21 protein-coding genes are annotated in these 25,843 nt (G+C 66.1%); 11 read left to right on the forward strand and 10 right to left on the reverse strand.

Annotation, left to right across the window (positions count from 1 at the left end; translation table 11 throughout):
- Positions 1-64 precede the first annotated feature (64 nt).
- The 4 genes from ARTH_RS17085 to ssd are packed head-to-tail and all read right to left on the reverse strand — an operon-like array spanning position 65 to position 3,835.
- The gene (locus tag ARTH_RS17085) at positions 65-679 is read right to left on the reverse strand and encodes a type II secretion system F family protein (protein ID WP_011693195.1); all 615 of its coding nucleotides are present in this window, start codon (positions 677-679) and stop codon (positions 65-67) included.
- On the reverse strand, positions 676-1,506 hold the full coding sequence (locus ARTH_RS17090; RefSeq protein WP_011693196.1) for a type II secretion system F family protein: 831 nt from the start codon (positions 1,504-1,506) through the stop codon (positions 676-678). The genes ARTH_RS17085 and ARTH_RS17090 overlap by 4 nt, the downstream gene beginning before the upstream one ends.
- 8 nt (positions 1,507-1,514) lie before the next feature.
- A complete protein-coding gene (locus ARTH_RS17095; protein ID WP_011693197.1) occupies positions 1,515-2,816 on the reverse strand; it encodes a TadA family conjugal transfer-associated ATPase in 1,302 nt (433 codons plus the stop codon).
- Complete coding sequence (gene ssd / locus ARTH_RS17100; RefSeq protein WP_043431018.1) at positions 2,813-3,835, reverse strand: septum site-determining protein Ssd; 1,023 nt, start codon at positions 3,833-3,835, stop codon at positions 2,813-2,815. Before ssd ends, ARTH_RS17095 begins: the two co-directional genes overlap by 4 nt.
- Positions 3,836-4,453: 618 nt before the next feature.
- Between ssd and ARTH_RS17105 the strand changes: the two genes are divergently transcribed.
- Positions 4,454-6,160 carry a bifunctional 3'-5' exonuclease/DNA polymerase gene (locus ARTH_RS17105; protein WP_011693199.1) on the forward strand — a complete coding sequence of 569 codons (1,707 nt, stop codon included), beginning with the start codon at positions 4,454-4,456 and terminating at the stop codon, positions 6,158-6,160.
- A gap of 159 nt (positions 6,161-6,319) precedes the next feature.
- Positions 6,320-6,520 carry a YegP family protein gene (locus ARTH_RS17110; RefSeq protein ID WP_011694003.1) on the forward strand — a complete coding sequence of 67 codons (201 nt, stop codon included), beginning with the start codon at positions 6,320-6,322 and terminating at the stop codon, positions 6,518-6,520.
- 54 nt (positions 6,521-6,574) lie between these two features.
- Here the strand turns inward: ARTH_RS17110 and ARTH_RS17115 are convergent, their stop codons facing one another.
- The 3 genes from ARTH_RS17115 to ARTH_RS17125 are packed head-to-tail and all read right to left on the reverse strand — an operon-like array spanning position 6,575 to position 9,649.
- Positions 6,575-7,252 (reverse strand): NUDIX hydrolase, encoded by a 678-nt coding sequence (locus ARTH_RS17115; protein ID WP_011693200.1) that lies wholly within the window; start codon positions 7,250-7,252, stop codon positions 6,575-6,577.
- Positions 7,249-8,082 (reverse strand): endonuclease III, encoded by an 834-nt coding sequence (nth, locus tag ARTH_RS17120; protein ID WP_011693201.1) that lies wholly within the window; start codon positions 8,080-8,082, stop codon positions 7,249-7,251. Before nth ends, ARTH_RS17115 begins: the two co-directional genes overlap by 4 nt.
- A 10-nt stretch (positions 8,083-8,092) precedes the next feature.
- Positions 8,093-9,649 carry a hypothetical protein gene (locus ARTH_RS17125; protein WP_011693202.1) on the reverse strand — a complete coding sequence of 519 codons (1,557 nt, stop codon included), beginning with the start codon at positions 9,647-9,649 and terminating at the stop codon, positions 8,093-8,095.
- Between the two features lie 494 nt (positions 9,650-10,143).
- Between ARTH_RS17125 and acs the strand changes: the two genes are divergently transcribed.
- The 5 genes from acs (at position 10,144) to ARTH_RS17150 (ending at position 16,564) form a co-directional block, all read left to right on the forward strand.
- Positions 10,144-12,174: an acetate--CoA ligase gene (gene acs, locus ARTH_RS17130; RefSeq protein ID WP_011693203.1), complete on the forward strand. Its 2,031-nt coding sequence runs from the start codon at positions 10,144-10,146 to the stop codon at positions 12,172-12,174.
- Positions 12,175-12,401: 227 nt separating this feature from the next.
- Entirely contained in the window at positions 12,402-13,712 is a 1,311-nt protein-coding gene (locus ARTH_RS17135) for an ABC transporter substrate-binding protein (protein ID WP_052309810.1), read from the forward strand.
- Between the two features lie 119 nt (positions 13,713-13,831).
- Positions 13,832-14,803, forward strand: coding sequence for a carbohydrate ABC transporter permease (locus ARTH_RS17140; RefSeq protein WP_011693205.1), 972 nt, complete (start codon positions 13,832-13,834; stop codon positions 14,801-14,803).
- The gene (locus ARTH_RS17145) at positions 14,800-15,714 is read left to right on the forward strand and encodes a carbohydrate ABC transporter permease (protein WP_011693206.1); all 915 of its coding nucleotides are present in this window, start codon (positions 14,800-14,802) and stop codon (positions 15,712-15,714) included. The genes ARTH_RS17140 and ARTH_RS17145 overlap by 4 nt, the downstream gene beginning before the upstream one ends.
- A 58-nt stretch (positions 15,715-15,772) precedes the next feature.
- The gene (locus tag ARTH_RS17150) at positions 15,773-16,564 is read left to right on the forward strand and encodes a DeoR/GlpR family DNA-binding transcription regulator (RefSeq protein WP_011693207.1); all 792 of its coding nucleotides are present in this window, start codon (positions 15,773-15,775) and stop codon (positions 16,562-16,564) included.
- Positions 16,565-16,600: 36 nt separating this feature from the next.
- Here ARTH_RS17150 and ARTH_RS17155 read toward each other — a convergent pair whose 3' ends face one another.
- On the reverse strand, positions 16,601-17,620 hold the full coding sequence (locus ARTH_RS17155) for a LacI family DNA-binding transcriptional regulator (protein WP_043431022.1): 1,020 nt from the start codon (positions 17,618-17,620) through the stop codon (positions 16,601-16,603).
- Positions 17,621-17,634: 14 nt separating this feature from the next.
- The gene (locus ARTH_RS17160) at positions 17,635-18,837 is read right to left on the reverse strand and encodes a Gfo/Idh/MocA family protein (protein ID WP_011693209.1); all 1,203 of its coding nucleotides are present in this window, start codon (positions 18,835-18,837) and stop codon (positions 17,635-17,637) included.
- A gap of 213 nt (positions 18,838-19,050) precedes the next feature.
- Here ARTH_RS17160 and ARTH_RS17165 point away from each other — a divergent pair, with 213 nt between their 5' ends.
- The 4 genes from ARTH_RS17165 (at position 19,051) to ARTH_RS17180 (ending at position 24,710) form a co-directional block, all read left to right on the forward strand.
- Complete coding sequence (locus ARTH_RS17165; RefSeq protein ID WP_011693210.1) at positions 19,051-19,992, forward strand: carbohydrate ABC transporter permease; 942 nt, start codon at positions 19,051-19,053, stop codon at positions 19,990-19,992.
- 10 nt (positions 19,993-20,002) lie between these two features.
- Positions 20,003-20,929, forward strand: coding sequence for a carbohydrate ABC transporter permease (locus ARTH_RS17170; protein WP_011693211.1), 927 nt, complete (start codon positions 20,003-20,005; stop codon positions 20,927-20,929).
- Positions 20,930-20,985: 56 nt separating this feature from the next.
- A complete protein-coding gene (locus tag ARTH_RS17175) occupies positions 20,986-22,329 on the forward strand; it encodes an ABC transporter substrate-binding protein (RefSeq protein WP_011693212.1) in 1,344 nt (447 codons plus the stop codon).
- 173 nt (positions 22,330-22,502) lie between these two features.
- On the forward strand, positions 22,503-24,710 hold the full coding sequence (locus ARTH_RS17180; RefSeq protein WP_011693213.1) for an alpha-galactosidase: 2,208 nt from the start codon (positions 22,503-22,505) through the stop codon (positions 24,708-24,710).
- Between the two features lie 88 nt (positions 24,711-24,798).
- Here ARTH_RS17180 and ARTH_RS17185 read toward each other — a convergent pair whose 3' ends face one another.
- Positions 24,799-25,698 (reverse strand): SMP-30/gluconolactonase/LRE family protein, encoded by a 900-nt coding sequence (locus ARTH_RS17185; RefSeq protein WP_232223543.1) that lies wholly within the window; start codon positions 25,696-25,698, stop codon positions 24,799-24,801.
- Positions 25,699-25,843: the final 145 nt, after the last annotated feature.

The raw sequence follows: 25,843 nt of genomic DNA on the forward strand, positions 1-25,843 counted from the left end.
GCCGTGGCTGTGGAGGAAGACTCGGCCGCCGTCGTGCCCCCACCCGGCCCCACCCGGTCCGGGGTCAGCTTCCGGAGGGAAGCATCGCCAGCAGGACCGGGACCACGCCCAGGCAGACGAAGGCGGGCAGCGAGCAGAGGCCAAGCGGGACCACCAGTCGCACGCCGAGCGCGGCAGCACGCTTTTCCGCCGCCCTGAAGCGTTCCCTGCGCAGCCTGGCTGCCTGCGCGTAGAGGATGGCCGACGACGGCGCCCCGGTCAGGGCGGCAAAGCCCAGGGCCTGCCTCAGGACCAACAGCTCCGGAGTCCTGACTTCGGAACTGCGCCACGCTGTTTCCCAGTCGGCTCCAATGGCCAGTGCGGACACAACGGGCCGGAGCGAATGGCGGTACTCGGGTGAGGCTGAATCAGCGACGAGTTCGAGCGCACGCCCGATCCCCGAACCGGCGTCCAGCATGGCCCCGATCAGCTCCAGCATCATGGCGGTGTCGCGCAGGCCCTCGCCGGCCCGTAGAGCCTGCCGGGTTGTCCCGGCGTCACCGTTCCCTCCGTTGTCCAGGTTCTGCCGGCACCTCCGACGAAGCCTCCTGTGCGTGCTGCCCCGTCCGGTCAAGGCGAGTGCTGCGGCGGCGGCCAGCACAAGAGCCACGACCGCCGACGGCAGCCATTCCGCCGTCATGGCGTTCCAGTGGCAGAGCGGACGAGCCTGGCGGACCAGATCCGGCCGGCCACCGTCAGCCCTACACCGGCTGCGAGCGCAGCCATCCCAAACGGCGTGCCGAGCAGGATGGACAGCGGATCCACGCCAAGGGCCACCCCAAGCCCCAGGCCCAACAGGGGAAGCCAGGTCAGGAGGGTGACCGTTGCCTTCGGACCTGCCAGGGCGGTCTGGCGGGCGGCTTCGGCGTCGTCCTCCGCTTCGAGCTGCGCCGCCAGACGGGTCAGGACGTCGGCCAGCGGGCAGCCGCTCGCTGCCGCAATGTCGAAGCACGCCGCGAGTTCGCCCCAGATGCGCCGTTCGCGGTTTTGGCTTCCGGGGAAGGCAGCAGCAGCTGCCGCGCGAATGGCCTCCGCCACGGGGGAACCCCGCAGGGCGGCTGCCCGGGCCACCGACACCATCGACAACGACCCGGCGGTGAGTCCCGGTTCCTCACGGGGTCCGGATCCGGAAGGCTCCTCCACGGAGTAGACCATCCAGAGCTCATCCCACAGCCGTGACGGCGTACGGCCTCCTTTGAGCAGCGCAGCCAGTTGTTGGACCACCACTGTCATGGGCACCCCGTGGGATTGATGGCGGGGCTTCCCTGCCCGGATGGCGGTCCGGGCCTGTGACCCGCCGGGCGAGGCGCCTCTTCCCTTGACGCCGCACGCACTTCGGGAGCCCCGCCTGCCTTGCGAGTCGGGATGCCCGGTGTTCAGTGCCTTGCGGATCCTTCCTGCACGCCCGCCTGGCGGCCGGGCCACCAGCCATGCAGCGAGTGCCAGCGCTGTGACGAACAAAGCCATCACTGGTTTCACCTGTGCACTGGACTCAGGGGTCCGGCACCGGTGGCTGCCTGGCCGGGGTCCGCGGCGCCGGGGTTTGCGGCGCCGGAAGCATCAATGCCCAGTCTTCGCGCAAGCCTCGGCCAGGAGGGTCCCAGGGTGACGGTACCCGCCTGCACAGCCACGGCCGCCGAGACTTCCAGTCCGAGCGGGCCGTCTTCAACCAACCCGATGCAGGCCACCTGACGGATGCCGCGGGAACGCTCCACGTGGACCACAACGTCCAAAGCGCTGGCAACCTGCAGCCGCATGGCGTCCTGACCCATTCCGGCAAGGGCGCCGAGCGCCGTGAGGCGGGCAGGCACGGCGGCAGCCGTGTTCGCGTGGATCGTTCCGCCGCCCCCGGTGTGTCCGGTATTCATAGCCGTCAGCAGTTCGCGGACCTCGGCTCCGCGGCATTCCCCCACCACCAGGCGGTCAGGTCTCATTCGGAGGGCCTGCCGTACCAGTTCGGCGAGGTCCACCGCACCGCCGCCTTCAAGGTTTCCGTGCCTCGACTCAAGTGACACCACGTGCGGATGGACGGGGTTCAGTTCGGAAGCATCCTCGATCAGGACGAGCCGTTCGCCAGGCTCGCTCAGCCCCAGGAGTGTTGAGAGGAGGGTGGTCTTCCCTGACCCGGTGGCACCGCTGACCAGGAAGCTCAGACGCCGGGAAACCACGCGTTCCAGTACGTCCTGGACCAAAGAACCAAACATGCCGCCGTCCCGGAGCTCGTCCAGCGTGAACACCTCGTGACGGCGGATTCTGACGCTCAACAGCGTCCCGGCTGTCGAGATCGGCGGCAGGACTGCGTGGACCCGGTATCCGGCCTCAAGCCTGACATCGACGCACGGGGATCCGTCGTCCAGACGCCGCCCGCCTGCCGCCACGAGGCGGGCCGCCAGCGAACGTACCTCGCTTTCGGAGGAGAACGACACCGCCGCCTGCTCCAGGCCGTTTCCGCGGTCCAGCCAGACGGAGTCCGGGGCGTTGACGAAGATGTCCGTTACGGACGGATCCCTGGTCAGCACCTGCAGCGGTCCCAGACCGTTGAGCTCTGCGCTGATCCGTTCGACGGCGGCCAGCGACCCCGCCGTGCCCAGGAGCCTTCCCGTGGCCTGAACGGCCGCGGCCACCCGGGAGGGGGTCACCGGACCGGAATCGGCCATCACTGATTCGCGGACGGATTCGAGCAGCCCGGCGTCCAGTGCACTGTTCTGCCGCCGCCTAAGGCCGCCGGCCGGCCCGGGAAACCGGGACGCACCCGGCATCTGTGGAAGCGTGCTCATGGAAACTCCCCACCCAGGAGGTCAAGTACCGAGGCGGCGAACCGGCGCACGCTGCGCCGGCGGCCCATTTCCAACAGGCGGCCAAGCTCCGTGGCGCTGGCCGTGCCTTTCACCTCCGGAACAAGTCCCTGCAGGGGCAACCCCACGGATTCCGCGATCAGCGGCCCGTCGAGGACGGCCCCCGCCTTGCCCCTGATCACCAGCGCAGTCTCCACCGGGGGGAGTTCCTGCAGCAGTCTGGCGGAAGAAACGGCGGCCTTTAGCTGCGCGGGGGCCACCATCAGGATGCGGTCGCAGTCCCAGGCGAACGTCCGCAGCGGCTCCGTTCCGCGGCCGATATCCACCAGGACCAGTTCGTAGCCGCGCCGCGCGGCATCGAGGACGCCGCCCACGGTTGCTGCCTCCACACCCTTTTGGCGTTCGCGGCTGCCCGGCCAGGACAGGAAGGAGAACCCGCCCGCCACGGGCAGCGCGTCGGACAGTTGTTCCGGATCGATGGTTCCGCTTGCCTCTGAAAGGTCGGTCCACCGGAGACCGGGTGATTCTTCGGCAGCCAGGGCCAGTTCCAAACCCCCGCCCCAGGGATCGCCATCAATCAGCAGGACCCGCGCTCCCCACTCCGCGGCAGCCTGGGCGATCCAGATCGAAGCTGTAGTGGCACCGGCTCCCCCGCACCCGCCCGTCACACCCAGGACGAGCCCGCCGGCTTCCGGCGACCGTGAGCGGCTCAGGTATTCAGCCAGCCACGCGGCGGCATCCGGTAGAACCGCCACGCGTTCGGCGCCCAGGGCGGCGGCAAGGTGCCAGAGACTATCGCCCTCACCGCCCAGGCCCACGAGCACCGCAGGTGCCCGGCGGCGGGGCGGCAGCTCGCGGATATCGCTGCCCACCAGTACTACGGCCGCGGTGTCCCAGAAAGGGGCCGCTTCAGTGGCATCGGCTGCGACGCGAAGCTGGCCGCCGGCAGCAGCCACAATCCGTTCAACCTCGCCGCGTAGGAAATCGAAGCCGGTTACCAGGAGCGTTTCCGCAGACTCGGCCGGAAGCCAGGCGCCGGGACCCCGGGCAGCCGACGTTGCATCCCTTGCCGGGGTTCCGCTGGCTGCCGTCCTGGCCTGGTTTGGCCGCCTGCCCGCATCAGCCTGCCGGCCGGCCGCCTGCCGCCCGCGCCTGGACCGTCCTTCCCGTGCGTGCGATCCGGCTGCTTCCGTATCCGTCCCGGTCCGTACCCGGGACTGGTTTCGGCGCGCTACACCGTCACCTCCCGGCGGTGCGGCCCGCGCCGCACGGCGTACCGCCGTGGCTGGCTCCGGAGGCCCGGCTGGCGCTCCCGACGCTGGACCAATACCTCGGCCCGGGGCCGTCGCTGGGCCGGGGCCGCTGAACTCCGGCGCGGGTTCCGGCATGGGTTCCTGAAGATTCTGCCTGCTCATCCTGCCACTGTGCCGACCGGCCGGCCCGTCCGACAGACCCCGCGCACGCCATGTGGACAACCTCCGGCGCCGAACAATCTGTGGAGGGTCAGTGCGCCGGCAGGACTCCCCCAGTACCCCCGCTGGAGCCGCACAAGGGCACAGGCTGCCTACAACGGCGGCCGGAGGCGCAGACATGGCACTCCACAAGGCAGAATTAGGACCATGTTCCTGCTGCTGTCCGCCCACGCCGACGGCGCAGCCCTCCAGGAACTCGCAGCGGACGGCTCTGTTGCCGCGGGCAACCCCAGACCCCGCCTCATCGGCGCCGGCGAGCTGGCCGGCGTCGTACGTGAGCTCGAAAAGCGGCGCCCGCGCTGGATCTGGCACCGGACACAGGACTGGTACCCGGCGTTCCTGGCCGCGGGAGTTGAGCTGGAACGCTGCTACGACCTCGCACTCTGCGGCGCCATCCTGGCGCATTCTGAGTTCACTGCGCACACTGCCTACGCTCGCAACGCGGAAAAGCTCACCCAGGACGACGACTCGCAGCAGCCGCCACGCAGCCTGCAGCCGCCGCCCCAGCCGGCACATCAGGGGGCGCTCTTCGAGGACTCCGGACTCAGCCGGGCGCCAAGGCATTCACTCGAAGAGCTGCGCACCGAGTACGCCGACCAGCAGGAAGCCCTAAGCCAGGCGAGCACGGACGCGAACCGCAGGCAGCGGCTCCAGCTGCTCCTCGCCGCTGAATCCGCGGGGGCCATGATCGCCGCGGAACTGCAACACACCGGTGTGCCCTGGCGGGAAGAACTGCACGAAGAGATCCTGGCCGACTACCTGGGTCCGCGCCCGCCGCTGGGCCACCGGCCCGCCAGGCTCGAGGCGCTGACCACCGAACTCCGCAGGCTGCTGAACTCTCCAGGCCTCAACCCGGATTCGCCCCAGGAACTGATGCGCGCCCTGCACCGGAACGGCATTGAGGTGAAGACCACCCGGCAATGGGAGCTCAAGGAATCCAGCCACCCGGCCATCGAACCGCTCCTCGCCTACAAGAAGCTGGCACGTCTCCATGCGGCCAACGGCTGGGCCTGGCTGGACGCCTGGGTGAATAACGGCCGCTTCCAGCCCGAGTATGTGGTGGGAGGCGTCGTCTCCGGGCGGTGGGCATCGCGCGGCGGCGGAGCACTGCAGATTCCGCGCCAGATCCGCGGCGCTGTGCACGCCGATCCCGGCCATAAACTCATCGTCGCTGACGCGTCGCAGCTCGAGCCGCGGGTGCTGGTGGCCCTGGCCCAGGACTCCAAAATGGCCGAAGCGGCCCGGGACAAGGATCTCTATGCGGGCATCGCAGCCCAGGGATTCGGCGGTGACCGTGCCAAAGCCAAGGTGGCCCTGCTTGGTGCCATCTACGGTGCCACCACCGGTGAATCCGGGCGCCTTATGCCGCAGCTGACCCGTACGTACCCTCGTGCCGTCGGCTTCGTGGAACAGGCCGCCCGGGAGGGAGAGGCCGGCGGAACGGTCACCTCCAGGCTGGGCCGCAGCAGCCCGCCGCCGTCGGACCGCTGGCTGCAAAGCCAGAAATCCACCACCGCCGAGGAACAGCGCCGGGCGGACGCGATTGCCCGCTCCCGCGGCCGGTTCACCCGCAACTTCGTGGTCCAGGGGTCGGCAGCTGACTGGGCGGCCTGCTGGCTGGCGGAATTACGACGGCGGCTCCGCGCCATGCGGTCGGCCGGCGGACCCACGGGCGAGCTGGTGTTCTTCCTCCATGACGAAGTGATGGTCCACTGCCCCGACGGCTCGGTGGACGCTTGTATCCGGGCCATCGAGGAGGCAGCTGCGGCCGCCAAGGAACTGCTGTTCGGCCGGATTCCGGTGGAATTTCCCGTAAGCGTGGCGGTAGTGGACTCCTACGACAAGGCGAAATAGCCCTGTAAGTCGCGCTTTGTAACCTACCTGTCGGTAGCTTTGTGGACTGTCTCGCATCCCGGTTAAGCTCGATTAGCCGGTTCGCAGCAGTGGCAGTGCAGCTCCGATAAAGGACCGGCCGATGCAATGACGCATGGAAATTTGGGGAGGCACCACACAGTGGCTGGCACATTTGAAATTATTAACGCTGAAGACGAGGCTTTCTACTTCCGGCTAAAGGCCGACGATGGCACGATAGTGGCGGTTTCGCCACGGTTCAAGACGCTCAAAGGCGTTGTAGCAGGTATCAACGCGGTCCGCGAAAGCGCCGCCACCGGGCTTGTGGTGAACCGCGCCCCAAGGGAGTTGGTATCCGGATAGTCCCGGAGCCCGCCGGGACGGGCAACCGGGCCGCCCGGGAGTTGCACCGGGCGTTCACACATCGATCTGGTGCAAGCGCGACCGGTCCCAGGGAACGGACCAGCCCAGGTGATCGAACAGTTCGTTCAGGATCATCCCGGTGAAGCCCCAGACCACCACCTTGTTCACCACGAAGGCGGGGCTTAGGAACGACTGGCCGGCCCGGCTGACCGTTGCCATCACCCGGTTGTCGGGATCCAGGAGGTCCCGGACCGGGACCCGGAAAACCTGGGCCGATTCGCCGTAGTCCACCACCCGGACAGGCGACGGCGAGTGCCACCAGGCAAGGACGGGCGTCACAAGGAAATTCCCGCGGGGCAGGGCCAACTGCGGCATGGCACCCAGTACCTCCACCCCGGCCGAGTCCAACCCTGTTTCCTCCTCGGCTTCGCGGAGTGCCGCTTCGATGGGCGTCTCGCCGGGGTCGATCCCGCCGCCTGGAAACGCCACCTGGCCGGGGTGGTCGTCCAGCGTGTGGGCGCGTTCCAGCAGAAGGACATCGAGGTCAGCCGGGGCCAACGGCTTTCCCGACGCAGCCGGAACGTTGTCCAAGGCGCCAAACAGCATCAGCACTGCGGCTTTGCGGGCAACGCTGTCATCCACCGCGAGATCGCGCCAGTAGGGATTGCGCGCCGGGCCGCTCCCGGCGTCGATGGCGGCAATGAGGTCCACGAGGTCCTGGCGGGCGGTCATTTTCCCCGCTTTTGTGATTCCATCCGGATTTCCGCGGCCCGGTGTGTTTCAGCCAGCAGCTGCGCCAGGAGCGCCTCCTGCCCGGGCGCGAGCTCGTATTTGAGCAGCTTGCGCGCTTTCTCCGGGTCCGTCTCCCCTGCCCCGTAGCTGGGGCACCACGTGGCCACCGCGCAGGCACCGCAGGCGGGCTTGCGTGCATGGCAGACGCGCCGTCCGTGAAACACCACCCGGTGCGAGAGCATTGTCCAGTCCCGCGGTTCGAACAGCTCGGCCACATCGGCCTCAACGCGGACGGGATCGTCAGATTCGGTCCAGCCCAACCGTCGGGCAAGGCGGCCAAAATGCGTGTCCACGGTAATCCCGGGAATGCCGAAGGCGTTGCCCAGCACCACGTTGGCGGTCTTGCGGCCCACGCCGGGCAGCGTTACCAGGTCCTGCAACCGCGGCGGCACCTCACCGTCGTACTCGTCCACCAGCCGGTTGCACAGGGCCATGACGTTCCTCGCTTTTGCGCGGAAGAAACCGGTGGGCTTGAGGATCACTTCGAGCTCGGCGGGGTCGGCTTCGGCCATGCTCCGGGCATCCGGATACCGGGCAAACAGCAGCGGTGTCACCTGGTTGACCACCACGTCGGTGGTCTGGGCCGAGAGCACGGTGGCCACCAGGAGCTCGAAGGGGCTGCGGAAGTCCAGCTCGGCGTGCGCATAAGGGTAGAGCTCCGCGAGCGCCCGGTTGATCCTGCGGGCCCGCCGCTTCAGCCCCAGCAGGGACTCCCCGGACGTCCGCGGGATAACGCTGCCCGGCTTCGGGGTGCCGGAAAGAGTGGCCACCGGCGGCCGGCTAGCCGCGCTCGATGTTGCTGAGGTCCCGCAGCACGCCCACCCGGCCGTCAGTGTGCTGCACCAGGAATTCGTGCCCCCGGTCTTCCAGGGCAAGAACCCATCCGCCGGGATCGATCACGAATGCGGGCATGCCTGTCCGCTCATCGATGGCAGTGCGGGGCTGGGCCACGGCGAACCAGAAAGCCTCGTGGACAGGCTGCTCCTCGTGTTCCTCGGGGCGGCTGTAGGGGTCAACGGTGGCACCGATGGGCTCCTGCGAGCTCACCTGCGGGTTCAGCATCGTCTCAGCGGGAACCGATGCGGAAGGCACCGCGCCTGCGGCCTGACCGGAGTGGGACTCCCGGCCGTCGGCGGGAACGTCGGCTGCCTGCGTCCGCTCGGAAACGGAAGGAACGACGTCGGCGGCCTGCGTCCGCTCGGAAACGGAAGGAACGACGTCGGCGGCCTGCATCCGCTCGGAAACGGAAGGAACGACGTCGGCGGCCTGCGTAGCGGGCGACGTACCGGCACCACGGCTGGCCGCTGCAGCACCTACCGCCGCGGCCCCGGCAGCGGCGGCGGCGTTATTGCCGGCCGCGTGGCCCGACGACGCGGCCACGCCTGCGGCAGCTGTCGGAACGGCACCTCCCTGCCTGGCTGCGCCGTGCTGTGCCGGTTCGTGCTGTGCCGGTTCATGCTGTGCCGGCTCATGCGGAGTGGCCTCATGTTGTGCCGAGTCATGCTGGGTTGTCCCATACTGGGTTGCCGCAGGCGGTGCCGCAGTTGCGGCGCCGGCATAGGGGCGGCCGCCGTTCGGGACCGCACTTCCGTCGGCGGCTCCCTTGCTTCCGGCGGCACCCTTTCCGGCGGCGTCGGCGGCACCGGCACCGCCTGCAGCACCGGCTGTCAGTCGCTTGGACCAGCCAGCCAACGTGCTGGAGCCGGGCTCCTTGGCGGGCTTGGGCTCCTTCGGGGCGCTGGGCTTACGGAACGGTGCGGCGGACTCCCGGGCCACAACATGCGCGGGAACCTCGGCGCGGTCCAGGAAGTCACCGGCCAGGAAGGGAATGAAGCGTGCCAGCACAGTGGCCCCGAAAAGTCCCACGGATCCGATCAGTCCCACCAGCAGGACCGGGACGAATTCCTGGGCGGCGGCCAGGAAGAAGAACCCCAGGGAAAACGACGCGACCACGGAGGCGAACTGGTCAATGGACAGGGACCCTATCCGCACCCTGGACTCGGGGCTCAACCGGCGGGCCACAAAAAGGGCCGTCACAATGAGGGGCAGGATGATCCCCAGGCCCAGGAAGAAGAGGTTGCCCAGGTTCCACAGGTTGTACCGGGAACCGAACATCGGGATCAGCGACGCGACAAACAGAAGGAGCGTCGACGCAAAGACGGTGAGGTCGCGGACGGTGAACGGGCCAAGGACCGTTTCATTCTTCTTTCCGGTCAGCCTGCTTCCCGCGGGCTTCGCCCCTTCCGCGCTTGCCGGCTGGCCGGAACTCGCCGGGCCTGTCGCCTGACCGGGATGCTGATGGACGGCTTTGTGCTGTCCATGGCTCTGCTGGTTCATTCTGTTCTCCTTAGCACGGCGGCGCCCTGGACAGCGCCTCCTAACGGCAGGCAGAAACGGGACCGCCAAGCGGTCCTGTTGCCTCCATCGGATGTCACAACTCCATCTCAGCCTAGCCAAGTGATTGGCCGATCACTAGCTGACGGGCCGGAGGCGGGCGTAGCGGAATGTCGGCGGAATTTGCATAGCACACCCGCCTGTTTGCGGGGTGGACATGCCCCTCGAGGAAGGGGGCGGCCAAGCGTCCGGGTAACGGGTCCGGGGTCGCGGGCTGTGCGTTTTCAGAACCACTCGGCGCTTAATAAACGCCGCTCACGGTTCACTATGTGACGGGGCACACGCACGCTGCGGGGCAGGTATTAGTGTGTATTTCGGAACAGCTCTTTGCGGTACAGCCGTGACCAGCCGCCGCCCGATGCCGCGCATGCGGCCCGGCTGCGACCCGGTGACGGTCCGTCCCGCGCAGCAAAGATCGATGAATGATGAGGTTCACCATGTCCCAACAGACCACAGGCTCCACCACGACAACGCCCCGGCAGGGCGACGCCTTCGAGAACCTCTCCCAAGAGGACCGCAAGTTCGCCCCGTCACCGGAGTTCGCCGCCAACGCGGTGGTCACCGCCGCGGACTATGCAGAGGCCGATGCCGACCGTCCCGCGTTCTGGGCAAAGCAGGCCCGCGAGCTGCTGACCTGGAGCAAGGACTTCACCCAGACGCTGGACTGGTCCAACCCTCCCTTCGCGAAATGGTTCGTCGGCGGCGAGATCAATGCCGCCTACAACGCCCTGGACCGGCACGTGGAGAACGGGCTCGGGGACCGGGTGGCCATCTACTTTGAGGGCGAGCCGGGCGACACTCGTACGTACACCTACGCGCAGCTCACCGAAGAGGTCAAGAAGGCAGCCAATGCCTTCGAATCCCTCGGTGTGGCCAAGGGCGACCGCGTGGCCGTCTACCTCCCCATGATCCCCGAGGCGGTCATCACGCTGCTGGCCTGCGCCCGGATTGGTGCCATCCACTCCGTAGTGTTCGGCGGCTTCTCCGCCGAAGCCCTGCGCTCCCGGATCGACGACGCCGAAGCCAAGCTCGTGGTCACGGCCGACGGCACCTACCGCCGCGGCAAGCCCAGCTCGCTCAAGCACGCGGTGGACGACGCGTTGTCCCACGAAGGGGACGGCAGCGGGCACACCGTCGAGAACGTCGTCGTCGTCAAGCGCAACGGCCAGGACGTGGACTGGCACGAGGGCAGGGACCATTGGTGGGCCGACACCGTGGAGGCCGCCTCACCGGACCACACCGCAGTGGGCCACGACTCCGAGCACCCGCTGTTCATCCTTTACACCTCCGGAACCACCGGAAAGCCCAAGGGCATCCTGCACACCACCGGCGGCTACCTTGCCCAGGGCGCATACACCCACAAGGCCGTGTTCGACCTGCACCCGGAGACGGACGTGTACTGGTGCACCGCCGACGTCGGCTGGATCACCGGCCACTCCTACGTCGCCTACGCCCCGCTGATCAACGGCGCCACCCAGGTCATGTACGAAGGCACCCCGGACTCCCCGCACCAGGGCCGCTGGTGGGAAATCATCGAAAAGTACAAGGTGTCCATCCTCTACACCGCACCCACCGCGATCCGGACCTTCATGAAGTGGGGCAAGGAGATCCCTGCCAAGTTCGACCTCTCCTCCATCCGCGTCCTCGGCTCGGTAGGCGAACCCATCAACCCCGAAGCCTGGATGTGGTACCGCGACGTCATCGGCGCCAACGCGGGTAAGAACGGTGAGAAGAAGGAAAACCCGGCCCCGATCGTAGACACCTGGTGGCAGACGGAAACCGGTGCCCAGATGATTGCCCCGCTGCCCGGCGTCACCGCCACCAAGCCCGGCTCGGCCCAGGTGCCGCTGCCAGGCATCGCCGTGGACGTAGTCGATGAGGCCGGCGAATCCGTACCGAACGGCCGCGGCGGCTTCCTGGTCATCCGCGAGCCCTGGCCGGCAATGCTCCGCGGCATCTGGGGTGACCCGGAACGCTTCAAGGAAACCTACTGGTCCCGTTTCGAGACCATGTACTTCGCGGGCGACGGCGCCAAGAGGGACGACGACGGCGACGTCTGGCTGCTGGGCCGCGTGGACGACGTGATGAACATTTCCGGCCACCGGCTCTCCACCGCGGAGATCGAATCGGCCCTGGTCAGCCACCCCGCGGTTGCGGAAGCGGCCGTGGTCGGCGCCGCCGACGAAACCACCGGGCAGGCCGTCGTCGCATTCGTGATCCTCCGCGAAGACGCCGTGGACTCCGGGGATGCAATCGTCCAGGAACTCCGCAACCACGTAAGCAAGGAGATCGGCCCGATCGCCAAGCCCAAGACCATCCTGGTGGTGCCCGAACTGCCCAAGACCCGTTCCGGCAAGATCATGCGCCGCCTCCTCAAAGACGTCGCCGAGGGCCGTGAAGTCGGCGATGCCACCACCCTGGCGGATAACACCGTGATGGCCCAGATCGCCCAGTCGCTCAGAAAGTAGCCGTCGCTCAAAAAGTAACACTCGCCGGGAACTCCGGCTGACGGGCGCCAGTCGGCCCCGCTTTTCCCCGCTCCGGCGCGGAAAAGCGGGGCCGCACTGCTTTGTGACGATTCAAACACAAGATGCACCCAAAATGTTGTTTCCCGTTCTTTCCTGTTCTCTTTTGAGAGGTTATAGTCAGAGCATGTGAGGTGCCTCACATGCAGCTATTTTTCAAGGGAGAGAACATGGCAGCACAGTTTGATGCGTCGGCAACGGCTTACCCGAGCCGGCGGACCATCCTCAAGACCGTCGGCGTCGGCGCGGCAGGCCTGGCCGGCATTCCGTTCCTCGCCGCCTGCACGGGCGGGAGCGGGCCGTCGGCCACGGGTTCCGACTCCCCCGGCCTCACCTTCGGTTCAGGATCCTCGGACGACGTCCCCAAGCGCGCGTACCAGGCCGTGACCGATGCCTTCACCGCCAAGACCGGCAAGAAAGTCACCACGAACGTGGTGCCGCACAACGATTTCCAGAACAAGATCAATTCCTACCTGCAGGGCTCCCCGGACGACACCTTCACGTGGTTCGCCGGCTACCGCATGCAGTACTACGCGGGCAAGGGACTGCTCGCGCCGATCGACGACGTCTGGGAGAGCATCGGCGCGAACTACTCCGACGCGCTGAAGAAGGCATCCACCGGCCCGGACGGCAAGCTGTACTTCGTCCCCAACTACAACTACCCGTGGGGCTTCTTCTACCGGAAGAGCCTCTGGGCGGAGAAGGGCTACGAGGTTCCGGAAACCTTCGACGCCCTCAAGGCCCTGGCCACCAAGATGAAGGCCGACGGCATCATCCCGATCGGCTTTGCCGACAAGGACGGCTGGCCGGCCATGGGCACCTTCGACTACATCAACATGCGGCTCAACGGCTACCAGTTCCATGTGGACCTCTGCGCGCACAAGGAATCCTGGGACCAGCAAAAAGTGAGCGCGGTCTTTGACACGTGGGCGGAACTCCTTCCCTTCCAGGACCCGGCAGCACTCGGCCAGACATGGCAGGACGCGGCAAAGGCGCTGGAGGCCAAGAAGACCGGCATGTACCTGCTCGGGTCCTTCGTGACCCAGCAGTTCACCGATCCCGCAGTCCTGGCTGACATCCAATTCTTCGCCTTCCCCGAGATCGCCATGGAAGGCCGGGACGCCGTCGAAGCACCCATCGACGGACTCCTGCTGTCCAAGAAGGGCGGCGAGAACAAGGCAGCCCGCGACTTCATGGCATTCCTGGGAACGGCCGAAGCCCAGGACGCCTACGCCGCCGTGGATTCCTCGAACATCGCCACGGCCAAGGGCACCGACACGTCCAAGTTCACGCCGCTCAACAAGACGTGCGCTGACACCATCGCAAACGCAAAATACATCAGCCAGTTCTTCGACCGCGACGCCCTTCCGGCCATGGCCAACAACGTGATGATCCCGGCCCTGCAGAGCTTCATCAAGGACGGCAAGATGGACGTCAAGAACCTCGAGGCACAGGCCAAGACGCTGTACGCCGCGCAGTAGTTCCGGCCCCGTCAGCCGCGCATCACAGGCAACCATCCAGGAAGGAACGACGACGGCGGCACAGCCTTCCGCCGTCGTCGTTCCTTCCCGGAATCCGGACCAATCGAGGGATAACTTCCATGAGCAGTACAGCAAGAGAACTGGTTCCGCCGGAATCACGGGAGCCTGAAGGCGCTCCCGCGCAGCGGGCAAGGGGCGGCCGGGTCCGCCGCCTGTCCGGACAGGACAAGGTGGTCCTGTCGCTGATGGTGGGCATCCCCACCCTGATTGAACTGACCCTGGTGTGGCTGCCCATGCTGATGTCCGTGGGCCTCAGCTTCACCCGGTGGAACGGCCTGGACCTGGGCGACATCCGCCCTGCGGGCCTGGACAACTACCAGTACATCTCCCAGGACTACCCGCCGTTCTGGCCGGCGGTGCAGCACAACATGCTGTGGCTCCTGTTCCTGGCCCTCATCGCCACGCCGCTGGGCCTGCTGCTGGCCGTGCTGCTGGACCAGAACATCCGCGGCAGCAAGATCTACCAGAGCATCTTCTTTGCACCCGTGATGCTGTCACTGGCCCTGATCGGCATCATCTGGCAGCTCTTCTACCAGCGCGACAACGGCCTGCTGAACTTCCTGCTTGGCACAGCCGGGACGCCGCAGGCCGTGGACTGGTTCGGGGATTCATCCGTCAACATCTGGGCTGCGATGATCGCGGCCACCTGGCGGCATGCCGGCTACGTCATGCTCCTGTACCTGGCCGGGCTCAAGGGTGTGGACCCCAGCCTGAAGGAAGCCGCCGCCATCGACGGCGCGAGCGCCGTCCAGACGTTTTTCCGGGTGGTCTTCCCGGCCATGCGGCCCATCAACATCGTGATAGTGGTCATCACCATCATCGAATCGCTGCGAGCCTTCGACGTCGTGTACGTCATCAACCGCGGCACCAACGGCCTGGAAATGCTCAGTGCCCTGGTGATCCAGAACCTGGTGGGCGAAGGCCAGGTGATCGGCGTCGGTTCGGCCCTGGCCGTGGTGCTGCTGGTCATTTCCCTCGTCCCCATCGTCTTCTACCTCAGCCGCACCTTTGGCAAGGAGAACAAAGCATGAGCACTACCGCAGTCCGCGCCGGCAGGAAAGATACTGCTGCAGGTCCCCGGTCCGGCAGCCGGCCCAAACGCCACTACGGAACCCATATCTTCCTGACCGTCATGGCCGTCATGTGGCTGGTCCCGCTGGGCTGGTCCGTCTTCACCGCCCTCCGTCCGGTGGCGTCCACCAACGAGCACGGCTACTTCAGCCTGGCGGGCGACTTCAATTTCGATAACTTCATCCAGGCGTGGACACAGGGCGGATTCGCCACGTACTTCTGGAACTCGGTACTCATCACGGTCCCGGCCGTGCTGATGACCCTTTTCCTGGCCTCCCTGATGGCCTTCGCCGTGAGCCGGGTGAACTGGAAGTTCAACATCACCCTGCTCATCATGTTCACCGCCGGCAACCTCCTGCCGCCACAGGTCCTTGCCGCGCCGTTGTTCGAGATGGCCAAGCACTTCGAGGTGCCGTACTCCTTCAGCGATTCCGGCAACATGCTGAACACCTACATCATTGTCATCGCAGTCAACACGGCCTTCCAGATGGGTTTCTGCACGTTCGTGCTCTCCAACTACATGAAGGCGCTCTCCGCCGACCTCACCGAAGCCGCCCTGGTGGACGGTGCCGGAATCTGGCGGCAGTACCGGGAGATCATCCTTCCGCTGTGCCGGCCGGCCTTCGCCGCGCTCGGCACGCTGCAGGTCATCTTCATCTACAACGACTACTTCTGGCCGCTGCTGTTCATCCAGAGCGGCAACCGGCTCCCGATCACCACCGCCATCAACAACCTCCAGGGGCAGTTCCTGAACAACTACAACCTCCTGGCCGCCGGCGCCGTCATCACGGTCATCCCCACCCTGGTGATCTACCTGCTCCTGCAGCGGCAGTTTGTTGCAGGGCTGACTCTTGGTTCTTCCAAGGGGTAGACCATGATGGAAGCTGACGGGGACAGCACTCCCCCAGCCGCAGCCCGAAAGGAACTCCATGCTCCCCGCAGCACGCCACCAGGCAATCGTGGACGCCGTCCAGCGCGAGCGGGTGGTCCGCGTGTCGGACCTCGCCCAGCAGCTGGGTGTGTCGCTCATGACCGTTCGGCGGGACATCGAGCTGCTGGAAGAGGGCGGCCGGGTGGAGCGAATCCATGGCGGTGCCAAGCTTCCCGGCGATGCCAGCACCCATGAACCCGGCTTCGAGCAAAAGTCAACACAGCTCACGGCGGAGAAGCGGGCCATCGCCCTGGAAGCAGCCTCGCTGGTGCATGAGGGCATGGCGGTTGGGCTGGGCGCGGGAACCACCACATGGGCGCTCGCCAAGGAACTCGTCAACGGGCCGCGAATCACCGTGGTGACCAACTCCATCCGCATTGCCGATCTCTTCCATCACGGCTCGTCCTCCGGGGCCGGCCGCTACGGCTCCACGGTGATCCTGATAGGCGGCGAGCGCACGCCGTCGGACGCATTGGTGGGGCCTATTGCGACGGGGGCGCTGAAGCAGCTGCACCTGGACCTGCTGTTCCTGGGCGTGCACGGAATGGATCCGGATGCCGGCTTCACCACGCCCAACCTGCTGGAGGCCGAGACGGACCGTGCGTTTGTGGCGGCCTCCCGCAAGGTGGTGGTGGTGGCCGACCACACCAAGTGGGGCACGCAGGGCATGAGCACCATTGCGGGGTTCGAGGACGCGGACGAGGTCATCAGCGACGCCGGACTCAGCAGCGACGCGCGGCGGATCCTGCAGGAGAGCGTCAGCCGGCTGAGGATCGCCAACGCGGGGTAACCCTGCGTCCGGCGCTGTTCACGGCCCCGGGTCCGGCTACGGGCAGCCGCACGACTGCCTGATGCGCAGTCGGGTGGGGAACAGCCTATGTTCGGGCGGGCTTCCTTTCGTTTCACCCACCAGGGCACTGACGGCGGCCTCCGCCATGGCGCGGACCGGCTGCTCCACCGTGGTCAGTGCGGGCCAGCTGAATTCCGCCTCGGCGGACCCGTCGAAGGACGTCAGCGCCATATCCTGCGGAACGGATACGCCGGCCTCATGCAGGGCCCTGAGGATTCCGATGGCCTGCATGTCGGAGCTCGCAAACACCGCGGTCGGATGGCTGGCAGAAGCCACTAGGCGCTGCCCCGCCGCGTAGCCACCCTCCCGGGTGAATTCACCGCGGACAATGGGTCCTTCCGGCAGGCCGGCCGCAGCCAGCGCCTGGAGCCAGCCCTGTTCACGTCCGTCGACCTCGTTGGAGACGTTGGTGCCCATGGCCAGCGCAATGTTCTTGTGGCCGTGCCCGATCAGGTGCTCCACACCGATCTTGGCACCGGCGGCAAGATCCACGCCCACGCTGTTGAAGCCGGGAGAATCCCCGCTGTGATTGAGCAATACCGAGGGGATCTCGGCCGCCTCAAGTTCCGCCAGGTCCGGTTCAAACAACACGCTGGCCAGCACCACGCCGTCCACCTGGCGGGCGGCCAAGTTGCGGATGTTCCGCCGTTCCTTCGTTACATTGCCGTCCGAGTTCGTTAGAACCAGCGCAAATCCCCGGTCAGCTGCGGCGTCTTCCACCGCGTGCGCCAGCAAGGAGAAGAAAGGGTTGCTGTTGTCCGGAATGATCAGGCCGATGGTTTCGCTGGAGCCGAGTTTCAGCGCCCGCGCCGCGGCATTGGGACGGTAGCCCAGGACGCGGATAGCGTCCTGGACCTTCGCCTCGGTGGCCGGCGCAACCCGCTTGGGTCCGCCGTTGACAACGTAACTGACCACCGCCGTACTCACACCCGCATAGCGGGCAACATCCTTGCGGGTTACCGGGCCTCGGGGCGGGTGCGTTGCGGGAATGGTCATGGAGTACATGCTAGCTATGCACCGTGCGGAGCGTCGCCAAAATCGCGGATCGGGAGCCGTTCGCCGTTTTGCTGGGCCGAGGCGTGGGCCACGATCCCGGGAAGGGTGAAGCGCGCGGCTACCCAGGCGTTGACCGGCGGAAGCGTCCCTTCGTTGACCGCAGTCACGAAGTCGTCCACCAGGAACTGGTGGCTTCCTTCGTGGCCGTTCGGGGCGCCGCGGAATTCCTCCGGCAGGCGTCCCCGGTCGTGCACAGGGGCAAGTCCGGAGATGAAGGCGTCGCGCAGTTCCGGGGCGACATCGGCCAGCGACGGGTCGTCCAGCGGGATGCTGGGACGGGTTTCCACCTGCTCGGAGATGTCGTGGACGTTTTCCTTGTCCTGCCACACCGTCACCTTGGCAAGCTGCTCAAAGCTCGCCTCGGTGCCGAAGAAGCGGAACCGTGATTCACGGATGTGGGACGGGTAACCGACGCGGCGCATTTCGTTGGTGCGCATGGCCCCGCCGTCGTTCAGTTCAAAGAGTGCCGTGGCGTTGGAGAAGTCGTTACCGAACATGCTGACGTCCTTGTCGAAGACGCCGTCGTCGCGGTCATCCCGGACTCCGATGCAGCTGACGCTGACTGCGTGGGAGGGAAGCACCCCCAGGACGCCGCCGATGGCGTGGGTGGGGTACAGCATGGGCGGGTAGCTCGCCGTCGACTTCCACGATTCTCCGCCGCTGTACTGGTAGGCGTCGTAGAAGCCCAGGTCCATGTCGTGGACATAGTCGCCTTCGCTGTAGAAGATCCGGCCGAACTTGCCGGCCGCGTGCTGGTTGCGGGCGTACACAGTGGCGGGGTTGTAGTAGCTGGTCTCGCCCATCGCATAGACAAGCCCGGTTTCCTTCACGGCCGCGATGATGCGCTCGATCTCCTCTTCCGTAACCGCCATGGGGACAGCGGAGTAGACATGCTTTCCGGCGCGCAGCGCCTGCTCCACCAGCGGGCCGTGGGTCCAGCGCTGGGTGAAGATGGCCACGGCGTCGACGTCGGACGCCAGGAGCTCCTCGAAGCTCGCCTTGGTGCCGTCAAGCCCCCAGCGCTCAAGAGCTGCGGCGGCGCGTTCGGGCCGTTCGTCGACGACGTAGACCTCGCTGACTCCCGGGTGGAGCTTGAAGAGGTGGGCGAAATGGCCGCCGAACTGTCCGACGCCGAGAACTCCGATTGAAAACGTCATTGTTTACCTTTCCCTGAGTGGCCCGCGGTGCCGGGCACGGATGGCCCGTGTGGGCCTGGGCACAGTCTTCCACTGCAATCTACTCGAGTCAACGAATATCCGGTGACATTGGAAATCCTCAGCATTTACCGGATGAAATACTTGCCACTTCATATCTACTCGTGTAGATTCGTCCCAGTTGTTACCCACATCACAGTCAGGAAAGGGTCGAAGATGACCACCCTTACCAAGCACGAGAGTTCTGCAAAGCTCCGGTCCGGAGCGCCAACGCCGCGAGGCGGCCTCCACCGGTTCGGCGACCTCAAGATCGCCCTCTTCTTCATTGCCCCGGCAATGATCGGGTTCATCCTCTTCTACGTGGTGCCAACTTTCCGCGGCATCTACCTGAGCTTCACGGAATACAACATCCTCGGTGACCCTGAATGGGTCGGCTTCGACAACTACGCGGCGATTGCCAAGGATGCCCTGTTCTGGAATTCCCTGGCCGTCACAGGGCAGTACGTCCTGATAAATATCGTGCTCCAGACGGCCCTGGCGCTCGGCCTGGCGCTCCTGATGGACAGGGTGGCCAAATCCACCCTTGTGCGAGGGGCCCTGTTGCTTCCATACCTGATGTCCAACGTAATCGCCGCCCTGCTCTGGTTCTGGATGCTGGACTACCAGATCGGCGTGGTGAACCAGTTCATCGAATGGAGCGGCCTTCCCCGCGTCGCGTTCTTCGGCAGTGAGGAGTGGGCAATCCCCACCCAGGCCCTGATCAACACCTGGCGGCACATGGGCTACACCGCACTGCTCATCTTTGCCGGCCTCCAGGCCATCCCGCAGCACCTTTATGAAGTGGCCAACCTGGACGGCGCTTCTCCGTTCCAGACTTTCCGCAAGGTGACCATGCCGTTGCTGCGCCCGGTCCTGGTTCTGGTACTCGTTGTGACGGTGATCGGCTCTTTCCAGGTCTTCGACACCGTGGCCGTGACCACCCAGGGCGGACCGGTCAACGCCACCCGCGTCATCCAGTACTACATCTACCAGCGCGCCTTCACTGAGTCGGACTTCGGCTACGGGTCCGCCATCGCCGTCATTCTCTTCCTCATCCTCGCCCTCGTTGCCTTCATTCAGATGAAGTTCCTCCGGGGCAACGAGTCGGACCTGGACTAAGGAGCCCCGCATGACCACCACCACCAGCCGCGCACCGAAGCCGGCCACCACCCGCCGTCGCCGTCCCTTCAACACCCGCCGCGCAGGCGCCTGGGCCCTGCTGGCCCTGGCCATCGCGGTCTCCGTGGTCCCATTCCTCTGGGTGCTCCGCACAGCACTGTCCACCAACGGATCACTGGCCTCCCAATCGGCCAGCCTCCTTCCCGCGGACTTCACGCTGGGTGCCTTCATGCGCGTGTTCGGGCTGCAGAGCCCGGCCGACGCCGTCGCCGAAGGCGGTTCCGGCGCAGCCATCGACTTCTGGCTGTACCTGCGCAACTCGATCATCTTCTCCTCCATCACCACTGCAGGAGCCGTGTTCTTCAGCGCGATGGCGGCCTACGCCTTTGCCCGGCTGCGCTGGAAGGGCCGGAACGCAGTATTCAGCCTGTTCCTGGGCACCATGCTGGTCCCGCCAATCTTCACCGCGCTGCCCAACTTCCTGCTGATCAAGAACCTGGACCTGCTCAACACGATGCTCGGCATGGTCCTGCCATACGTGTTCATGACCCCCTTCGCGATCTTCTTCCTCCGTCAGTTCTTCCTGAACATGTCACGCGAAGTGGAAGAGGCGGCCATGCTCGACGGCGCCAAGCACCTGCGCATCTTCTTCCAGATCGTTCTCCCCAATGCCGCCGCGCCCTTGGCCACCCTTGCCCTGCTGACCTTCATCGGGCAGTGGAACGAGTACTTCTGGCCTCTGCTTGTCGGTTCCCAGGACGATGTCCGCGTCCTCCAGGTGGGGCTCGGCGTCTTCAAGTCGCAATCCCCGCAGGGAGCGCCGGACTGGTCCGGCCTCATGGCCGCAACCCTGGTGTCCGCCTTGCCCGTACTGATCCTCTTCGCCGCCTTCGGCAAGAAAATCGTCAACTCCATCGGATTCTCCGGAATCAAATAACCACCGGCTTCTCCCCACCGCCCGACTCACCACCCCTCCCGAACGGAAAGAAAAAAATGAAGAAATCCCTCGGCACCGCCGCCGTCGCCGCAGCCATCGCGCTCTCCCTCTCCGCCTGTGGGGGCGGCTCAGGCTCCTCTGCAGAATCGGCCAAGGGCGAGCTCAGCTACTGGCTCTGGGACGCCAACCAGCTTCCCGCCTACCAGCAGTGCGCTGATGACTTCCAGAAGGCCAACCCGGACATCAAGGTCAAGATCACCCAGCGCGGCTGGGACGATTACTGGAGCACGCTCACGAACGGGTTCGTTGGCGGCACGGCTCCCGACGTCTTCACCAACCACCTGGGCCGCTACGGCGAGCTCGCCGCGAACAAGCAGCTGCTGCCCATTGACGACGCCGTCAAGAAGGACAACGTGGACCTGTCCGCCTACAACGAGGGACTCGCGGACCTCTGGGTGGGCCAGGACGGCAAGCGCTACGGCCTGCCCAAGGACTGGGACACCATCGGGTTGTTCTACAACAAGGCCATGCTTTCCAAGGCCGGCGTCTCCGAAGAAGAGATGAAGAACCTCACCTGGAACCCGCAGGACGGCGGAACGTACGAGAAGATCATTGCCCACCTGACCGTTGACAAGAACGGCAAGCGCGGGGACGAAGCGGGCTTCGACAAGAACAATGTGGATGTCTACGGCCTTGGACTCAACGGCGGCGGCGACTCCTCAGGCCAGACTGAGTGGAGCTACCTCACCAACACCACCGGCTGGTCACACACGGACAAGAACCCGTGGGGAACTCACTACAACTATGACGACCCCAAATTCCAGTCCTCTATCGACTGGTTCGCAGGGCTGGTTGACAAGGGCTACATGCCCAAGCTTGAAACCACTGTTGGCGCAGCCATGGCCGACACCTTCGCCGCGGGCAAGTCTGCCATCAACGCCCACGGCTCATGGATGATCGGCCAGTACACCGGGTACAAGGGTGTTGAGGTGGGCATCGCTCCCACCCCCGTGGGTCCTGAAGGCAAGCGGGCGTCGATGTTCAACGGCCTGGCCGACTCGATCTGGGCCGGCACCAAGAAGAAGGACGCCGCCATCAAGTGGGTGGAGTACCTTGCCTCAGCACCTTGCCAGGACGTCGTCGCATCCAAGGCTGTGGTGTTCCCGGCCCTGAAAGCCTCTTCCGAAAAAGCGGCGGAAGCATTCAAGGCCAAGGGTGTGGATGTCACCGCCTTCACCGAGCACGTCAAGAACGGAACCACATTCCTGTACCCCATCACTGACAATACTGCCAAGGTCAAGGGCATCATGGAGCCTGCCATGGACGCTGTAGTATCCGGCAAAAAGCCTGCCAGCTCCTTGACCGAAGCCAACAACCAGGTGAACGATCTCTTCAAGTAGATTGCACCTGTAGTGGCTGCGTAAGTGGTCGCAGCCACTGCCCCGGTGCCGCCGCTTCATCCTCGCGAAGCGGCGGCACCCGGGGCGCTCCACCCCGCACGTACTGAAAAACACACCTTACGGACCCCGCCGGCAGCGTCACCGGACGCCCGCCACAACGAAAGAGAACCCCCATGGATCCCCTGCACCTCCGCTCCGCCGGCACCAGCCTGGTGATCAGCTTCGACAGCGGGGAGGCCGAGGTCATTCACTGGGGCGCCGATCTGGGCGCTTCACTCCCCGATCTGGCCATCCTCGGCGAACCGATCCCGCCCTCCGCCATCGACGCCTCCGTCCCCGCCGGGCTGCTGCCGCAGGCATCCTCCAGCTGGCGTGGACGCCCGGCCCTCCGGGGGCACCGGATCGCCGACGGCGTGCCCGGCTACGACTTTTCCGTCCGCCTGCGCGTCACGGACGTCAAGACCGCAGGAAGTTCAGCTGTGATCGTCCAGTCTGATCCCGATGCCGGAATCTCTGTTGAATCCACGCTGGAACTGCACGCCGGCGGGCTGCTGGAAATGCGCCACACCGTCACCAACACCGGCACTTCGCCTTTTCAGCTCGACGAACTGGCCACGGTGCTGCCGGTGGCTCCCGACGCCGTCGAACTCCTTGACCTGACCGGACGCTGGTGCCGTGAACGCCACCCTCAGCGCCGCGCCATCCAGCAGGGCACCTGGGTGCGGACCGGCCGGCACGGCCGGACCGGCCACGACTCCTCCCTGCTGCTGGCCGCCGGCACGGCAGGCTTCGGCAACCGCCACGGCAAGGTCTGGGCCACCCACCTTGCCTGGAGCGGAAACCATGAGCAGTTCGCGGACAGCATCGGGGACGGACGGACCGTCATCGGTGGTTCCGAGCTGCTGGGTCCGGCCGAAGTGGTCCTCCAGCCGAACGGCAGCTACACCACCCCCGCTCTCTTCGCGGCCTACTCGGACCGCGGCCTGGACGGTATCAGCGAAGCGTTCTACAGCTGGTTCAGGAACCGGCCGCACCATGTGCTGCCTTCGGCGTCAGCCGTCTCAGGAGCAGCTCATGCGGGCACCGGCAAGGCCCGGCCTGTAGTGCTAAACGTCTGGGAAGCTGTCTACTTCAACCACGATCTGGGTGTATTGGTCGAACTTGCCGATTCCGCGGCGGACCTGGGCGTGGAGCGCTTTGTCCTCGACGACGGGTGGTTCCGCGGCCGCCGGCACGACCAGGCAGGCCTGGGCGACTGGTACGTGGACGAGGGCCTCTGGCCGGACGGGCTCACACCCCTGATCGACGCCGTCACATCGCGCGGCATGGAATTCGGCCTCTGGGTGGAGCCCGAAATGATCAACCTGGACTCCGACACCGCGCGCGCCCACCCGGACTGGATCGTCGGGCCGGCCGCACGGTCCCACAAGGACGGCGGCCGGCTGCCGTTGACCTGGCGCCACCAGCACGTCATCGACCTGGTCAATCCCGAGGCCTGGCAGTACGTTTTCGACCGCATTGACGCCCTGTTGCGCGAAAACAACATCAGCTACCTGAAGTGGGACCAGAACCGGGACCTCACCGAGCACGGCCACGCCGGGCGCGCCTCCGTCCACGAACAGACCCTGGCCGCCTACCGCCTCTTCGATGAGCTCAGGAAAGCCCATCCGGGCCTCGAAATCGAGAGCTGCTCTTCCGGCGGGGCACGCGTGGACCTGGGCATCCTGGAACGCACGGACCGGATCTGGGCTTCGGACTGCAACGATGCCCTGGAACGCCAGACCATCCAGCGCTGGACCGGGCTGGTGGTGCCGCCGGAACTGGTCGGAGGACACATCGGCCCCACTACGTCACACACCACGGCCCGCACGCACGACGTTTCGTTCCGCGCCATCACGGCCCTGTTCGGACACTTCGGCCTCGAATGGGACGTCCGCCAGGTTCACGGCGCGGAGCGCGAAGAACTCAAGCGGTTCATCGGGCTCTACAAGGAGCACCGCGGCCTGATCCACTCGGGCCGGATGGTCCGGGCGGATGTTGCCGACGATTCGCTGATGCTGCACGGCGTCGTTTCCCACGGCAGCCCAGCAACCGGGGACACGGCGGCACTGTTCGCGCTGGTCAGCACCAGGACGTCGCCCGCGGAGCGTCCGGGCCGCATCGCCATTCCGGGACTGGACCAGGACCGCAGCTACCGCGTGGAGGCCATCTTCCCGACGCCCGGCGATGCCGACTACGCGCACAACTACACCCAGGCGCAGCCCCCCGCATGGCTGACCGCGGGTGCAGAAGCCAGCGGCCGGTTCCTGTCCGAGGTGGGCCTGCCCATGCCCGTCCTCAACCCGGAGCACGCACTGCTGCTCAGCTTCACTGCCGTGTAGCCTCAACGCCGTGTAGTTTCACCGCGTCCCAAAGAGCCTGCCGGCCGGGTACCAACCCGGCTGGCAGGCTCTTGGCTTTCCGAGACGCTTAGCGGGCGTCGGCGAGGACCACTTCGTAGGTGCTGGCCCCGGGAACGCCGAACTTCGCATTGACCACGGCGAGCGTATCGCCGAACAGCGCTGCCGTCGTCGGGACCTGGAACTCAGGGCTGGTGATCACGTCCCTGACCTCGAAGGAATCCAGCCGGGCGTCCAGCCGGACACGGCTCACCTGGTTGAGCATGTTTTGCACGGCCCAGAGGGTGTTCCCCTTCACCACGATCCCGTCCACGTAGGGCAGGCCGGCACCGGTGATGTAGGCGCTGGAACCGGAGTCCGGGTCCACCGTATAGAGGGCCTCGTTGGCGGTGTGGGCGACGACCAGGGTTCGGCCGCCCCGGATGGCCGCGATGCCGTTCAGGTTGAAGTCGGCCGGGGTGGCCGCGGCCGGTCCGGTCAGTTCGAGAGTGCGGGCCTCGCCCGGCGTGCCGTGGCGGTCAACCGGGACGAAGTACAGCTCACCCTTGCGCGAGTTCGTGAACCAGGCGCCGTCGGGGGTCACTGCGACGTCATTGATAAACGCCGGTTCCGTGGTGAGCTGATAGGTGGCCACTGTCTTGCGGGTGTCAGTGTCATAGACGTAGGCCTGACCGGTGGCGCCGCCGGCCACGAAGAGCAGGCCGTCCTCCACATCCACCTTCATGCCGACCGCCATCCGGCCGTCGGGCACGTCAATGAAGAGCCTGGCGGTTCCCCTGCGGATATCACCGCGGAAAATGTCCCCCTTGAGCAGGTCCCCTGCAAAGAAGGTAGTGCCCGCACCCTCGGCTATGCCCTCGGCGGACGACGCGCCCGGGAGCTCAATGACTTTGTCATGGCCGTTTGACGGCGGGCTGGCGGACGCCACCGGCGCCGGCAGTAGGAGTGCTGCGAGGGCAACAAGTCCCACGGCGGCACGGCGAATTGCGTTTCCTGAATCCACATTTTTGCAGCGCATGATGACGCTCTCTCCAGATCGGGCTTTCCGCGCGAGCTGACCGGTACGGGAGCTCCGCACGATGGTCCTTCAAGTCTAGGCACCCCCGCTATGGGTG

The sequence above is a fragment of the Arthrobacter sp. FB24 genome (assembly GCF_000196235.1).
In the GTDB taxonomy this organism is placed as follows: domain Bacteria; phylum Actinomycetota; class Actinomycetes; order Actinomycetales; family Micrococcaceae; genus Arthrobacter.